The sequence below is a fragment of the Mucilaginibacter gracilis genome, assembly GCF_003633615.1.
GTDB classification, from domain to species: Bacteria; Bacteroidota; Bacteroidia; order Sphingobacteriales; family Sphingobacteriaceae; genus Mucilaginibacter; species Mucilaginibacter gracilis.
This window is the reverse complement of record NZ_RBKU01000001.1, coordinates 4,053,791-4,067,783: the sequence shown is the minus strand read 5'-3', so window position 1 is coordinate 4,067,783 and position 13,993 is coordinate 4,053,791. Positions and strand designations below refer to the sequence as shown.

Sequence of the window (13,993 nt, the reverse complement as noted above, 5' to 3'; positions counted from 1 at the left end):
TGTTACTCGTGGGTTACTGGTCGTTCTCCGCTGATTTTCTGCATTTTATGTAACCCATTAAGGCTTTGGGTTACTGGTGGGATACGGGTTACTAACTGGATGTTTTCAAGGATAGATTTAACCATGCTTTGCGCATCGTTTGCTAAGTTTTCGAGGTCGTTCCAACTTTGTATTTTATACTCAAAGCCTTTGTAACGGCTTCCTTTGGCGATTTTGATATAGCCCATCCGTTCCAGTTCATACAGGTATCGGCCTATACTGCTTGGGCTTAAACGGAATGCAGCCCGTACTTCCTTGCTGTAAAAGGTGTCGGTATCCTTTTCTTTCAGGTAGGTTTTAAGCTTTTCAAAGAAGTCCCGGCAGGCATCGTTTAACTCATCGCTCTTTTTAAGTAAGGTGGTTTCCAGTAAGCTAAAAGCGGCCTGTATGTCCTCGATGGTGGTTTCAATATACTGCTCCCCGGTGTCCTCGTCGGTTTTCAGTTCCCTTTGATACTGGTGGTAGTAAGTAATAGTTTCCGTGAATAACAGCAATAAAAGCATGGTGCGCCGGGGCTTAAAAACAGCCTCCGGCAGTTGCAGGTAAGGGGCGTAAGGATTTTTAACACTAACAGGTTTTAACAGGCGCTGCACGTTTTTAAGCTGCTCCCGTACTTTCTTTTCTGCGTACCGGTCAATCAGGCCTGCGCTCATTTTACGCTGGTAATCCATGATTTTTACATCCTGCTCGGGACTGTTATCCATATAAAGCAGGATGCAGCGGTTCGCATTGTCTTCATACATCTGCTCCCTCGTGGTGCAGCCGCTGATACAAACAGGTCCCTCCACTTGCAGGGTGATGGTTTTTGGGTTGCCCTTGCTGTCTTTCAGCGTTACTGTTTTGCTGATCTTACGCTTGCTTTGCAGTTCCCTGATCGGGTACAGTACATCCTCTGCGCCGTCCATGTCTTCGAGCAATAACAGCTTATATTTCAGTTCATCCTTACCGAAGTAGTAAAAAGCGTTTACGCTAAGCGTGGTGATCTCCAGTTTATCTTCTTCGGGTATCAGCTCGCCCACTTTCTCCTGTAACCAGGTCTTGCCTGTGCCGCTTGCGCCCAGGCATAACAGGTGTAAAGGATTTTCACGGGTTCTTGAGGTGTAAATGAGATAGGCGATCAGGGCATTGGTTTCTTCGCCTACGATACCGCTTTGGCCGATAGCCTGCTTGGTTCTGCCCAGCAGATCAGGGTTTTTCAAGTAAGCTATGGCCGCTTTGCGCTCGGCTTCTGATAGCTGTTTCTTTTCGGGTTGTTTGGGCTTCATGGCCTCCAAACGTTCGGAACGGTATTGTTCTAAAGAGGTGGTCAGCCCGGTTATGGCCGTGCTGATCTCACGGGTGCCGATGTTTAGCGCATCGGCTGATTTCTCGATCAGCTGCTCGGCCTGGATGCTATTGTAAAGATCTAAGTTGTGGCGAAAGACGTTAAGCTTATCATCTGTGTTCACCAGTTTAAGCGTAACCTTTAAACGGTCAAAGCCGGTCAGCTTAATGCCGCCCAATACAGTAATGTGTAATTTGCCGTCTAAGTACAATAGTAACTCCGGGTTGTCTGTGATAAGACCTATAGGTTTTTTCATGAATAAACTTTATGGCATATTTAACAACTGCTAAAACTACAATATTTGATTTATTTATCAAATTCATCGATGTATTTTATTGTTAAAGTCAAGTAACCTTTAGATTAATGTTATTAACGCTTGTCTTTACATTAGACAAAACACTTGATAAACAATAAGATTAGGCCTTTTCAATGAAACCAAGCGCTTGGACTGCTAAAGAATGCTACTTTTACACAATATGGCCAATATGATTTATTAGTCAACAAACAAAGTGGAGATTATCGCAAAGGCTTGAATAATCAAGCATGAATGACGAAATTAGATGTGCTATTGGGCATTACATGGACATTGGAGAGCAAATAAAGAAAACAAGAACAGCTAAGAACCTTTCACAAAAGGAAGTGGCACTGGCGCTTGAAATGGATCAGGCACAATTCTCACGTATTGAGAATGGTAAAACCGACCCGTCTTTCTCTACTATTGAAAAGATAGCCAAGGCATTAGGTGTTGGCCTTGTTGAGCTGGTTAATGCGGATGATATATTTAAAGAGGTAAACTCTTACGATAAATCCATCTTTGAAAAGCTGGCTTTAGTAGATCAGCTTGAAGAAAAGGAAAAGTCAGCTTTCTTTTCAATACTCGATGCATTGGTGTCCAAAAAGAGATTGAAAGATACTTTAGCCCACGCCCTTAATATGATATAACAAGAAAGCCGCCCATTCGGGCGGCTTCTTCATTTAGCTTGTTTTTTTCTTGGGCTTTACCGGTGCTTTCTTAGTCTTTGTACTATCAGCAAAAGCATAGGGATTATTTTGCTTAGGGTCTTTTTTACGCATAAGATGATATTGCCGGTGAGCGCTATCTTGCTGCGCAGTTTGCGCCTCGGCTGTAAAAGCCAAGTTTAGCAACAGTAGTAAGATTAGATTTTTCATGCTCTAAAAGTTACGTTTATGTTTACAATGGGAAATGATGCCCATTAGATATATATATATCTATTAACCAATAACCTAACAGGCCGATTAAAAGTATTGGAATGATTAAAGGAATAAACATATATTTTTTATACCATCCCCAATATAAAATTGGGGACACTAAGCTGATTAATATAAGACCAATGACTGCTATATTCGCTGTGTGTCCTAAAAGTGTTAATGGCACTTGTTCGCCATCAGCATGACCCATGCTTAATCTTAATATTGGAATCCCTATAATGCAAAAAAGTAATAATGCAATGAACCATAATAAATAAACGCCCATTGGATTGCTTGAAAGTCTTACTATTATATTTCTTCGGGGTGTGTCTTGCATAATCATAAATTAATCTGTTTTAACAAATTGACCATTTTCATATTTGTATTTTCCTGGTGCGAGACCGCTTACTGCTTTCATAAAGTCCGTTATGGAATGCCCGCCTTTGGGGTTAACATTATCATTGCTTCCTTTTTCATCCCGGCCCTTTTCATGTGCATGATGGCTATTGTTCATTCTTCCAAATGTGCCATCCACAACCGCATCACCTTTATTGTCAAATTGATATAGTGTTACTCCTTGATCAGGTGCAGGTAATTCATTTTGCTGGAATGCTGCAAAATCATACTCTGTAATACTTAATCCACGAGTTTCTTCGGGATGCGCTTTAACATATTCAACAATTGAAGCAATTAACCCCCTTGCATAAGCCGCACCCATACTGTGAGCTACAACTTTAATACTTTCAGTTATAACACCATTTGTTCTTTGCAAACTATTTATTAAATCACCTACATCAATTCCAGAATGCTCATATCCAGCCACTAATCTATCATCAACATTCAAATTAGATGGTGTTGAACCCCAATGATTGAACGTGTTACTCCACCCACCTAATCCTCCATCAATATATAATGCACCATTTACAGCACCTTTCATATAAACATCAGTAGAGCCACCAGACACATAATTGTCTGCATAATTTTGATTATAATCATTAAAGTGTTGTTGCACCGCTCTATTAAAGCCTCCCCAATACCCAGGAGTTCCACCTGAACCTGCATGCTGACCATTCACGAAAATTACTAAATGGCCATCAGGGTCAATAGCGTTAACCGGGGTATTAGCTGCATAGGCATAAGGTGTAATCTGGAAATATAACTCTGCTTTCGGATCAATGTGTCCCCATCTCGCTATCACAGGATCGTAAAAGCGCGAGCCATAATCGCAGAGGGTAATTACTACCTATAAGCCCATCGGGCTGCCGAAAATTCGTAGTTGCAACCAACTAAAAATCTGATTTCTATTGTAACTGGATAAAACACACCAAAAGTAACTATTAGTTAACCCAAATGTGGGTCTTTCTGATAAATCAATCATTGAAAATTAAATAAACCTGTTATAGTTCCAACACTTCAATTAGTTATTAAAGGGCAAAATAGCAATAAAATATCTATTGAAAAAAGTAGTTCGTTATTTTGCCCTGAAGGAATTAAAATAGTCCTATCCTCATTTTAGCTGCCACGCTTTGCGGACGTTTATCTATTATTTGCTTTGCAAATGAAATGGCAATTTTATCGCTTAGTGGTTTCTCGGGTATCTGATTGTAATAAAGCAAGTATTCAAGAATATCTATATTATCAGGATCGAGGCGGGAAGCTTGCAAACCATGATATAGCCCAATTGATTCGGCGTTCCTAATGTGATTAAGTGTAACACCCATTAATTTACTGATTAAGAAGTGTAGTTCTGAAGTTTCATGCTTGCAAAGCAGGTAATATAAAAAGGTATAAACCAATAAATTGCTTTCCTCTTTAACAGAATCATAAGCTAACCTATTTATAATATCCTCCATTACATTAAAAGGCATCTCCATTAGTTTTTGTTCAAGCTTATCAAATTCTAATCCGTTTAATAAATCGATATAAATACTTATCTCCATTTATTTATCTGAAATTATCGCTTTTAAATTAATTGTTATTGATGTAATGATTAAACCTATAAATCCACCCGCTATTACTGTAACTATTACATTGCCATATTGATGATAAGAAAGCCCTGCCATTAACCTAACTGCAAGTATGATAATGGATATAACAAATATTTGAACCCAAAAAACTACTACATGATGGTTCTTTTTGGGATTACCTAATGGCAAAGTGTAAACAGCCAATACAATAACTATTACTCCGATTATTGAACTCCCATGCTGAATGATTTTATAAACGAATAGCTGGTGTTCTCCTAAGTGTATTGTATCGGATAGGACTGGCATCACTTTCACAAAATAGCCATTCGGATGTGTAAATCCGTCCCAAAGAATATGTGATGCAGCCCCAATTAAAATAGAAAGAATAACAATTAATAAGTATTGTAAAAATGAACCTTGTTTATCGACGCCTCTAAACCGTGAAAACCGTCGATTTAATGCTACTGGCAGATGTAAAATAACCCTATCCTTAATTAATATCTGATAAACAAAGATTATTATCAAACCTAACGGAAGATCAAACCAAAACAATCCCGGCCATGTGTGGCTATAAATGCTTTTAACCCTCATGCGTATAAAATACTCAAAATCAGGCACCATACTACCAATTATTAGACCTGTTAATGAAGCCCATCTTTTAGGTAAATACCTCAATGGCAGAACAATAGCAGGATGGGAAAAGGTAAAGGGCATGGTTCTTACTTTATAGGCAAAAAAAAAGCTGGATTAATATCCAGCCTTTGTTATGATTTTTAAATGTTTTATTTCTTATTTTGACCAGGCAATCCAACCCTTTGAAGGGTCTGTGTGGCTTCTTCTAATTTTTTGATAAAAAACTGCTCATTGCCGTGACTTTTAACGTAATCGCTAACAGTCCCCGAACCAAAACTTTTTATCGTTTTCAATTTTTTCACTACAATAGGCATACTTACTCCTTTCATTTCGTAATATTCAAATATAATTAATTACTTCTGTTTTACCAAAAGCGCTTCGTAATTGAAAGTGTTGGGCTTAAACGCGTGACAAGTATCAAGGCTTGCCCCTCATTTTCCTCAAACTGTCCGCCTCCATTTCCAATTGTTTAATCCGCAATTCCGTTGTCTGAATTTCCAGGTAACGTTCTATACTATCCGTTCGATATTGATTGATCGCCGGTACATTCAGGCTGTCCAGCTGGCTTTGTAATTTCTGCCTTTTAGAACTATCTGCAATCAAATAATTCCAGTACCAGGCTTTACGGTAGCGGCTGTTCTGGCTGTCCCTATACCAATATCTGAAACCGAACCAACTAACGAGGCCAACAACGATAGCTATAGCAGTTAAGTACATACTGCGCTTAGCCATAGTCTTTAAAAAACCTTTCCCAGCGTCCTCCGGCAATACCAAAATCCTATTTTTGGAAAACAGTTCATGCAGTACCTGTATGACGGCAGTTCTCGTGGCAGTCATACCCTCACTGGCAATTTGGGAAATGGGTAAAATACTCGGTGGTGGTAAGGTGACCTCAATCTTCTGATATTTCTGTTCAAAGTTGCTAATCAGTTTTTGGGTATGATTATCCTTTTCTGCAATAAGCGCATTCTTTTGATCGATCTGCTGCTGTTGTTCTTTTATAAAACTTTTGATCTCCTTTAAATCAGTGGCGTGCTCGTTTAACACGGATGTTAAGGTGATTTCATCTATTGGGGTTTCTTCGTTTGATTTCATGATGTTATCATTAAATTTTATTATCTGTTCATTGTTGCAATAGCGCAGGTTAACGGCCAATGCTCGGCGTATGCTTATGTTGTTGCTGTTGTTCCTTTTCCTGCTGTTGCTGTTTCTTTAATTCATCCTGCTGTTGTCTTAGTAATTGTGCCTGCCTGTTTTGCTCCTGCTGCTGACGTAAAAGCTGTTCCTGTTTTAGCTTCTTCTCAATATCCATGAGGGCGTAGCCAACCTGGCTGCCTTTAAATCGCACATGCTGTGAATCCGTAAAAGCGATACCCCGACCTAACTCCACTTCGTAGCCCTGCTGCTCCATATATTTTTTGACCTGCTGTACATCTTTACTTTGTTTGATGGCGGCCCACAAGTGCTTTTTCAAAGCTTCCTTACGGTTGTCAACACGCTGGCTTTGCGCGACCCTTTGCTCCGGTTTTAAAAATTTATTCGGGCTTAACACCTTTTCTAATTTGTATTCCAGTTCCATCTGCCGCGCGAACTCGGCCACATGCTTATAGCTATTGCTGTCACTGGCTGTCTTGCCGTCAAAGCCGATACGGTTAGCGACGATATGCAGATGCTCATGATCGGTATCTTTGTGCGCTACTACTACATACTGGTGATCTTTAAAATCAAATTTTTCTGCCAGCTTTTCTACCATGTCGATCTTGTCCTGCAAGCCTAATTTCCCGGCATCGCTGTGGGCGAAGCTTAATGAAAAGTGAAACACCGGTTTGGATTGGTCAGGGTTTAACTTGGCTACTTCGATCATTTCCCGTACCAACTCCAAACGAGTGCCGAAACATTGGTTATAGGCGATGACCTCCACCTGCTTTTTTTCAAGTTCCTGCATTTGCCGTTCTTTACTTTCCTGTCGCCTGCCCTCAAAGAGGTAATGCAGCACGCCCCGGAAACTCTTACCTGTGCCGACTTTTCCGATCATGATACATAGGCGTTAATGTTCTTAATTAAGCTCCGCAGGCTTCGCACCTCCTGATCGAGCAAAGCCCGTTCCATTGCATTCAAGTCATCGCCCCGGTTGCGCCTCCTGGCAATTTGGTTGAGGTTGGCGGCAATGTGATTGAGCGTACCGCGCATTTCCAAAACCGGCTTGGGCAGTGTCTTGACCCTGACCTCTATCCGCGTATTCAATCCCAGGTTCCTCAGGAAAACGGATGCGTTCATGCCTGCACGTTTCGCGTTGGCCTCAATGACTTTTTTTTCGATGAGCGTACACATTACGCTCACATTACTGCGCCGCTTATGCGGTACGCTCGGGCGGCCGCCTTTATTAACCCGGCCCACCGGGGCCAGGTCTTTTGTACTTGTTGTCTTTTTAACTGCACTTTCCATAAGCTTCAATTCGTTAAAAAATTCTCGAAAAAATCCCCCCGAATGCGATAGCATGAGCGGGGGCCAGCAAGTTTCGGCATGGCCGAAACATAGCTGGCTCCGCTTACAGGCCAAGGGCCTGTTCCGCTATCTGTATATATGGCTATCGCCATATATACAGAGGTGCTGCCCCGCCAAAAGCGGCCTGCCGCTTTCGCGGTTCTTCGATAATCGCTCTTGCGATTATCGGACTGTTTAAACGGTGGCACCAAAGGTGCCGCCCGTTCTTTCCGTCGGCTTGCCGCCGGTACTGCTTAACACCCGCTTGCGGGTGCCGGGCTTTCAGCATACCGCCTGCGGTATTGCTAATCTGCCCGTTGTTCTTTTAGATGCAAGCACCTTTGGTGCTGCATCTGGGGGTGCAATTTTAGCCTGACCAATCCGGCCAGTAAATTAAACTTCCCTTTGTCGGATGGTAGGATGGCATGTAACGGATATACCCAAACTCGTCCAGTTCCCGGATGCATTTGTGATAGGTCGCTACTGATGCGATGCGGCTGTAAGCCATTAGCGTTTTCCGGTTAACGGAAAACGGATCTTCAAATCCGCTCCGCTGCCAGCAAACGAACAGGCCCGCAAACAGGCTTACATGAGTAGCCAGTATTCTGCTGTCTGCGCTCATGCGCCTGACCCATCGGCTATAGTCGGCTGCTTCCTGTTGGATTGCTGTCGGTATCATGATTGGCCTCCCTCTAATAGCTTGGTGATGTCCTCCAATTTGTAGTAAATCATCCCGCCGATCTTAGTGTACCTAAGCGTTCCGTTGATCCTTAAATTTTGCAGGGTGCCCGGTGAGATGTTCAGTAGCTTACGTACTTCTGCGCTTTTAAGCCATTGTTTAGCTTGCCCTTGTTCCGGTTTAACAAGCTGTTTGATCTCCGTTAATAATTCACTTTTAAATTGTTTTAAATCTTCCCTGGTCACGATTTCAATTGCTGTCATAGCTGATATATGTTGATGATGAATAATATTTGTGCAAATTGTACAAGTCATGTTTTATTGCTTGGTGACTTGTATGGGGTGTCCCCTAATTTTGTCTGTAAGCGACTGGTTTACAATGATGGTTGGCCTCCTTTCTTAACCTTGCTGTTTTGCTGCATGATTTCCAGCACCTCACTCTTTTTGAAATAAACCCGTTTATGCAGGCGCAGAAAGGGCAGGCCCTTTTTCATCCAATCGGTCACTGTCACGAGCGACACGCCTAAATCGGCGGCAAGTTCCTGTTTGGACAATAGCCGTTCTTCGGCTGCCCGGCTTGGGCTGCCCGCTGTTTTAAAATGTTGCTGTAGTTCTGCCCTTACTGCATCCTTGACGCACTGCCTAAGGGCTTGTTCGTTGATAATTTCCATAGCCTTTGTTTTGGAACAAAAGAATGCTATGGAACTGTCTTTTTGTTACCACGACGACTGCGTGGTAAATTTGAAGGGGTTTGGCTATACCTGAAGCAGAGTATTAAAATACTCTATATCAATTTGATACAGGACTATTGCTTTTGAAGATGCCGATCAGCAACATAAAGGATTATTTGCCCTTTTTTTTCGGTGTGATCGTGTATAGTTTGTGTTTTGCGGGTATTTCATTCTCCCGTTTTAGCAAATCTTTAGGATCAAGGCCTCGCAAATAATACCTTAATTTGTCTACTTTAATTTCTTTTAGTTGACCTGGGTTTTCTTCATCAATCTCCCTAAAGTACTTGCTGATCATCTTTGCCCAGGTGTTCTGTGCAGGCGTGATCAACAATTCTTCACCATCCGTGGCTTTCAGTTCCTGCATTTGTATGCAGAGATCAAGTACAGCCAACCCCTGACCATCTCTGACTATAATATAACCGTCCCACTGGCGGGCCTCTTTCAGTTCCGCTGTTAAGTCTGCCACCTGTTGTTTAAGCGTAATGATTTCAAACTCTTGCTGTGCAATGACCGTATCGTTGGATTTGTGAATATTCCAGCGGTCAACAGAGATCAGCATGTCGGTAAATAGGTTAAGCTGCCTGATCTGCCGCTCGTTTTCGATGTGGTCTTTATCGTAAATGTTTTTTCCCATCAATACTTTTAATTGCCTTTCGATCAAACCCCATAAATATTTAAAGAATACTTCTTCACTGCCATCGGTATGTTTTGCCAAGTAATAAGCCAGGTGACGTTGATAAAATTCTACTATACGGTTTTCACTGATCGCAAAAACCCTTTTAAAAAGGTGCTTCAAAAAATGTTTACGATCCCATTGTAAGGGATTGCCAATGTCCAGTGTATCCTTTGAAAAATCAAAACGATCACGGGGTTTAAAATAGTTAACGCTCATAAGTAAGTGGATTTACTCAAAAATAAGCAATCTTAACTTTTTCTTAAATACGTAGCGGTGTACCGATCGTTAAATAAAATGTATACTTTGCATTAATTATTTAAGCCTAACCACGCCTTATGTACAATTATCGAGCGATCACAGATGAATTGGTCAGTAGCAGAATTATTCCGCAAGCGGACATTTACGACTATGCAGCCGATCCGATAGGTGAAATCTACAACCGTTATTTCCAATATTGCCAAAAGGCACTTTCCGAATTTAGTACGGAGTTTAATATACAGCCCGCAAAGATTTATTTTAATAATTTACCCACTGTAAATGCGGCGGCAGGAATGGGCAATTCCTATTATGTAATTAAAATAAACAAGGGGCTAATATCAACCCTATACAATTTGCTTTATGTAAACAATAAAGTATTCGATCAAAGCGAGCTGAAAGAAACCTATGATCGTTTGGCATCTTCTTTTGATACTCCATTGGAGTATGTTATGTATCAATTGGCCACATACTTTACTTTCTATCACGAAAGGGCCCACTTAGTTCAGAAATCTCCGATTTTAACCAATTATCTGGACGAAATAAACTTAGGGCCAACTGTCGCGAATTATTCCAGCCTCCACCATTCATTAGAGTTTGATGCGGATATTGATGCCGCACACAGGCTAATATTCGTAATCCTCGAATATTGGGATAAGTTACCTGAACAATATCGTGATGAAGCTTATGCCACTGAAATACTGGCGTTGACCACAGCCAGTATTTTTACCTATTTTATGTATTTAGAGGAGAAATATAGCGAAATCTATTATAAGGAAGGTACGCATCCTCACCCGGTCATCAGGATAACCTATATCCTCGATGTAATGATCGGGGTAGCACAACAGAATTTCCAAAATATCACGCTGGACGACAAAAAAATACTAAGGCAGTGTTTGAGAATTGCAACCGGATTTTGTGAAGCAGGGCAACATGCAGACATGGTTAAGGGATATGCAGAAATGTGGCAGAAAGAAAATGATCTTATTGAAGATTTTATCAATAATGTGCTTATACCGGAATCTGTTGCTGTTCCTTGTCTAATTAAAAACAGAAGATAGTATGAACCCTAAAGTAAGAGAATACCTGATTAACGCAGCAAGAACAAAGGATAAATTCGTTTTCTACAGTGATGTAGTAAAAGACTGTAATCTTGGCTTTGACCTAAGCAACGAATACGGACAGCATCAACTAAGTATAACTTTGGGGGAGGTTTCGGAATTTGAGCACCAGCACAAAAGGCCGTTAGTAAGCGCGTTAGCTATTTATAAAAATGAAAAAATAAACGATCATGGAGATGGTTTTTATAAGCTTGCACAAAGTTTAGGTAAAGGTAAAATTAAACAGTTAAGGGAAGATCTTTACGCTTTTGAGGAAGCTAATGCCAGCCGTATCTTTTGGCAAAACGAAGAAAATTACAACCAGTTTTTTAAGCTTGACATAACGACCGGCACATCGGAAGAACCAGTTTTTTTCACCCAGGAAGAAATTGACTTTTTTAAAGAATGGCAATACAAGTCATACGACCCCAAACAAAGCGAGCATGTGAATGCGAAGAATAAGCTGATGAATACGGTATGGAACAAAAGTATCTATTTGGGCAATCAGGTTGTAAAAAGATTAGCTGGATTTCAATCGGATGGAAAAAGGTATTGGAGCCAGCGGGGTTGGACGAAAAATGATGGGATAAATATACAGGCTGCAATATTTAAGCCTTATACCTGGATAAAGATTTATCGCGACACGGATAAGGGGAAAGATGTCTTTTTTACATTTGGCATTGATGTACATCCAAGTACCAATGCCTTTGTGTATAAAATTGATTGCCAAAGAACACGGGATTCAAAACTGAGCAATAAACAAATCCAGTTGGCAGATGCCCTGATACCTCAATCCGCTAAATGGAACACTATACCGTTCGATAAATTATTAGCCGGAAATTGGACATCATTGATTGACGTATGTGTTGAGTTTATCCGGGACAACCTGGAACGGTATGACGCTACGGTGGATGCGCTTTGGGGCGCGGATATTCCAAGCCAATTATTTAAGGATACGCTTATTTGCAGGGATAAACCCAAAGATGGTAAATCTGATATACCACAAACACCAAAGACTTTTGAGGGAGTTGATGTTGACTTTGTGCAGAAAGCCAAAGATCAAAAGGATTTGGGTGACGCTGGTGAGGGGCTTGTAAAACAATATGAAATTGCCGAACTCAATTTAAAAGGAAAAACGGATTTAGCGGACTTGGTGGACATTGTGAAAGACGGCATGGGCTATGATGTTCTTTCTTACGACGAGTTTGGCAATGAGAAATACATAGAAGTCAAAACAACAACCGGCAACGAATATGCCCCATTCTATCTGAGCGACAATGAAATTGAATTTTCAAAGTTTCGCAAAGGTAAGTATCATATTTACAGGATATTTAAATATGATGCGGAAAGCAACTTTGGTGAGTTCTACAAAATATCAGGAGATATAGAAAGTCAGTTATTGTTTAAACCGATTAGTTACCAGGTGTTTTTAAAGAAAGAATAATAAACTGTATAAATCATGGTTTTTCAGAAAGTGTTAAAGGGAATAAACGGATTGGATGCCATTAAAGCGCAGCACATCGTTGATAATGGTTTGCTATCCAACTGGTGGCGAACAGCCGGAGAAATCACCCCGGCAGAAATTAAGTTACACCTGAACAGCGTCAATGCAGAGCTGCATTTGAACCATTACCACAAACCCGTGCCCATAGGCAATCCGCTTTCCAAATATAGTAAAGCTAAATTCGGCGATGTAACACCCTTTATCTCCACAACGGCGGGCGTGGTAGAGCGTGATTGGAAGTCAAGACAAAATCTGTTTTTTCCTCCCTTTATGACGGCTTTGAGATTTGCTACTGATAATTTTAAATCTACGGGCTATATTTTTTATGCATACTTAATAACAATTGGAAAAAAAGCAATAGAAATGGAACAGTTTTCTGAAGAAATCAGGGAATTACACGTTTACAGGGACTACCAGCCTTATTTCAGACAGGGAGAAATTATGGCAAAAATCCTAATTCCATCAGTTCAAATTGAGAAAGCAATTGGTTATAATGGCCCCTCGGCATTAAGGGACTTAAAGGCAGGTAGAATACCGGCTTCTATTCAAACAATTACCAATTCAAGCTATCAGGAGCCTGAAAAATTGTCGAATATACGGGAGATCTTATCATGAGCAGATATACCGAAATTTTAAATCTTAATACGGATGATGTTAGCAATATTGCAGATGCTTATACCGGATATGCGGAGGCTTTAAGTGAACGAGCGGAAACCCAAAAATTGCCCTTTGCAGCGAGCTGCTGGTTAATCGGAGCACTTTACAAAGCTATATTAGCCCCCCAGCAAGCCAGGGATTTATTTGCCCGTTCGTCGGAAGCTTACCGACAGTTAGGAATGCCGATATGGCGTCTATGTAGCATATGCGCTCAAAATAATAGTGATCGTATATATAGCGAAGAAATACCACTCAATTCATATGATGATGAGGATTCGTTTTATGCTAATTTACAACGGTTTGATTATAGCCAGAAAATTGAGGGGGAATTCAATTATACATGGGGTAATGAAAATGAACGACCGTACTCCGGTAGGGTTCCAGGACTAAACATCCCCTACAGCTTGGTGCTACAAGTGCTAAACGATACACGATATGGTGTTTATACAAATAAATTCTCTGGTTTGGATAGTTTTTCAAACCTGCTTGAACGGTTGGGGGAACTTACAGAACTCTATCAGTCTGATGAATACCATTGGGAAAATCTCGAAGGCGCAATAGTACCGTTTGAGCCTGCGGCATTGGCGATTGTAATTGTAGCATTAAAAACATGGTTGCGTGTGCAAAGCTATGATATGATATTGAGCCGCTTAAATAAACTCGATCAACAGCAGACGGTTTTACTAAATATAGCCCATGATATACTTCAACCCAATAAGGGCTAAAACTTAAACTA

General features: G+C 40.8%; 20 protein-coding genes. 6 read left to right on the top strand and 14 right to left on the bottom strand.

All coding sequences use genetic code 11. The features are described 5' to 3' along the window. Positions 1 to 2 precede the first annotated feature (2 nt). Entirely contained in the window at positions 3 to 1,619 is a 1,617-nt protein-coding gene (locus BDD43_RS18110) for a hypothetical protein (protein ID WP_121198363.1), read from the bottom strand. Between the two features lie 287 nt (positions 1,620 to 1,906). On the opposite strand from BDD43_RS18110, the gene BDD43_RS18105 reads away from it, so the two are divergent. Next, entirely contained in the window at positions 1,907 to 2,305 is a 399-nt protein-coding gene (locus BDD43_RS18105) for a helix-turn-helix domain-containing protein (protein ID WP_211339676.1), read from the top strand. A 33-nt stretch (positions 2,306 to 2,338) separates the two neighbouring features. On the opposite strand, the gene BDD43_RS18100 is transcribed toward BDD43_RS18105, so the two are convergent. The 9 genes from BDD43_RS18100 to BDD43_RS18060 form a co-directional block, all read right to left on the bottom strand. Continuing rightward, the gene (locus BDD43_RS18100; RefSeq protein WP_121198362.1) at positions 2,339 to 2,533 is read right to left on the bottom strand and encodes a hypothetical protein; all 195 of its coding nucleotides are present in this window, start codon (positions 2,531 to 2,533) and stop codon (positions 2,339 to 2,341) included. A gap of 22 nt (positions 2,534 to 2,555) precedes the next feature. Then, positions 2,556 to 2,909 (bottom strand): hypothetical protein, encoded by a 354-nt coding sequence (locus BDD43_RS29750; protein ID WP_147425644.1) that lies wholly within the window; start codon positions 2,907 to 2,909, stop codon positions 2,556 to 2,558. Positions 2,910 to 2,918: 9 nt separating this feature from the next. Then, the gene (locus tag BDD43_RS18090; RefSeq protein WP_121198995.1) at positions 2,919 to 3,809 is read right to left on the bottom strand and encodes an RHS repeat-associated core domain-containing protein; all 891 of its coding nucleotides are present in this window, start codon (positions 3,807 to 3,809) and stop codon (positions 2,919 to 2,921) included. A 253-nt stretch (positions 3,810 to 4,062) separates the two neighbouring features. After that, positions 4,063 to 4,512 (bottom strand): hypothetical protein, encoded by a 450-nt coding sequence (locus BDD43_RS18085; RefSeq protein ID WP_121198994.1) that lies wholly within the window; start codon positions 4,510 to 4,512, stop codon positions 4,063 to 4,065. Then, complete coding sequence (locus BDD43_RS18080) at positions 4,513 to 5,253, bottom strand: DUF4184 family protein (RefSeq protein WP_121198993.1); 741 nt, start codon at positions 5,251 to 5,253, stop codon at positions 4,513 to 4,515. Positions 5,254 to 5,321: 68 nt separating this feature from the next. Then, positions 5,322 to 5,501, bottom strand: a complete 180-nt coding sequence (locus tag BDD43_RS18075; protein WP_121198992.1) for a hypothetical protein — start codon at positions 5,499 to 5,501, stop codon at positions 5,322 to 5,324. Between the two features lie 88 nt (positions 5,502 to 5,589). Then, positions 5,590 to 6,267 (bottom strand): hypothetical protein, encoded by a 678-nt coding sequence (locus BDD43_RS18070; protein WP_121198991.1) that lies wholly within the window; start codon positions 6,265 to 6,267, stop codon positions 5,590 to 5,592. A gap of 49 nt (positions 6,268 to 6,316) precedes the next feature. Continuing rightward, on the bottom strand, positions 6,317 to 7,207 hold the full coding sequence (locus BDD43_RS18065) for a relaxase/mobilization nuclease domain-containing protein (RefSeq protein ID WP_121198990.1): 891 nt from the start codon (positions 7,205 to 7,207) through the stop codon (positions 6,317 to 6,319). Next, a complete protein-coding gene (locus tag BDD43_RS18060; protein WP_121198989.1) occupies positions 7,204 to 7,617 on the bottom strand; it encodes a plasmid mobilization protein in 414 nt (137 codons plus the stop codon). Before BDD43_RS18060 ends, BDD43_RS18065 begins: the two co-directional genes overlap by 4 nt. 241 nt (positions 7,618 to 7,858) lie before the next feature. Between BDD43_RS18060 and BDD43_RS30150 the strand changes: the two genes are divergently transcribed. Further along, positions 7,859 to 8,032, top strand: coding sequence for a hypothetical protein (locus BDD43_RS30150; RefSeq protein ID WP_162847110.1), 174 nt, complete (start codon positions 7,859 to 7,861; stop codon positions 8,030 to 8,032). Here BDD43_RS30150 and BDD43_RS18055 read toward each other — a convergent pair. The 4 genes from BDD43_RS18055 to BDD43_RS18040 form a co-directional block, all read right to left on the bottom strand. Further along, entirely contained in the window at positions 8,024 to 8,335 is a 312-nt protein-coding gene (locus BDD43_RS18055) for a hypothetical protein (RefSeq protein WP_121198988.1), read from the bottom strand. The two genes, BDD43_RS30150 and BDD43_RS18055, sit on opposite strands and share 9 nt — an antisense overlap. Then, complete coding sequence (locus BDD43_RS18050; RefSeq protein ID WP_121198987.1) at positions 8,332 to 8,598, bottom strand: helix-turn-helix domain-containing protein; 267 nt, start codon at positions 8,596 to 8,598, stop codon at positions 8,332 to 8,334. Before BDD43_RS18050 ends, BDD43_RS18055 begins: the two co-directional genes overlap by 4 nt. A 110-nt stretch (positions 8,599 to 8,708) precedes the next feature. Beyond that, the gene (locus BDD43_RS18045) at positions 8,709 to 9,005 is read right to left on the bottom strand and encodes a helix-turn-helix domain-containing protein (RefSeq protein WP_121198986.1); all 297 of its coding nucleotides are present in this window, start codon (positions 9,003 to 9,005) and stop codon (positions 8,709 to 8,711) included. Between the two features lie 172 nt (positions 9,006 to 9,177). Next, complete coding sequence (locus BDD43_RS18040; RefSeq protein ID WP_121198985.1) at positions 9,178 to 9,957, bottom strand: hypothetical protein; 780 nt, start codon at positions 9,955 to 9,957, stop codon at positions 9,178 to 9,180. A gap of 119 nt (positions 9,958 to 10,076) precedes the next feature. Between BDD43_RS18040 and BDD43_RS18035 the strand changes: the two genes are divergently transcribed. From BDD43_RS18035 to BDD43_RS18020, 4 genes are read left to right on the top strand one after another with little or no spacing between them, the layout of a single operon-like run. Then, the gene (locus BDD43_RS18035; RefSeq protein ID WP_121198984.1) at positions 10,077 to 11,057 is read left to right on the top strand and encodes a hypothetical protein; all 981 of its coding nucleotides are present in this window, start codon (positions 10,077 to 10,079) and stop codon (positions 11,055 to 11,057) included. 1 nt (position 11,058) lies between these two features. After that, a complete protein-coding gene (locus BDD43_RS18030; protein WP_121198983.1) occupies positions 11,059 to 12,540 on the top strand; it encodes a DUF3883 domain-containing protein in 1,482 nt (493 codons plus the stop codon). A 15-nt stretch (positions 12,541 to 12,555) separates the two neighbouring features. Then, positions 12,556 to 13,215 (top strand): hypothetical protein, encoded by a 660-nt coding sequence (locus tag BDD43_RS18025; protein ID WP_121198982.1) that lies wholly within the window; start codon positions 12,556 to 12,558, stop codon positions 13,213 to 13,215. After that, complete coding sequence (locus BDD43_RS18020) at positions 13,212 to 13,982, top strand: hypothetical protein (protein WP_121198981.1); 771 nt, start codon at positions 13,212 to 13,214, stop codon at positions 13,980 to 13,982. Before BDD43_RS18025 ends, BDD43_RS18020 begins: the two co-directional genes overlap by 4 nt. Positions 13,983 to 13,993: the final 11 nt, after the last annotated feature.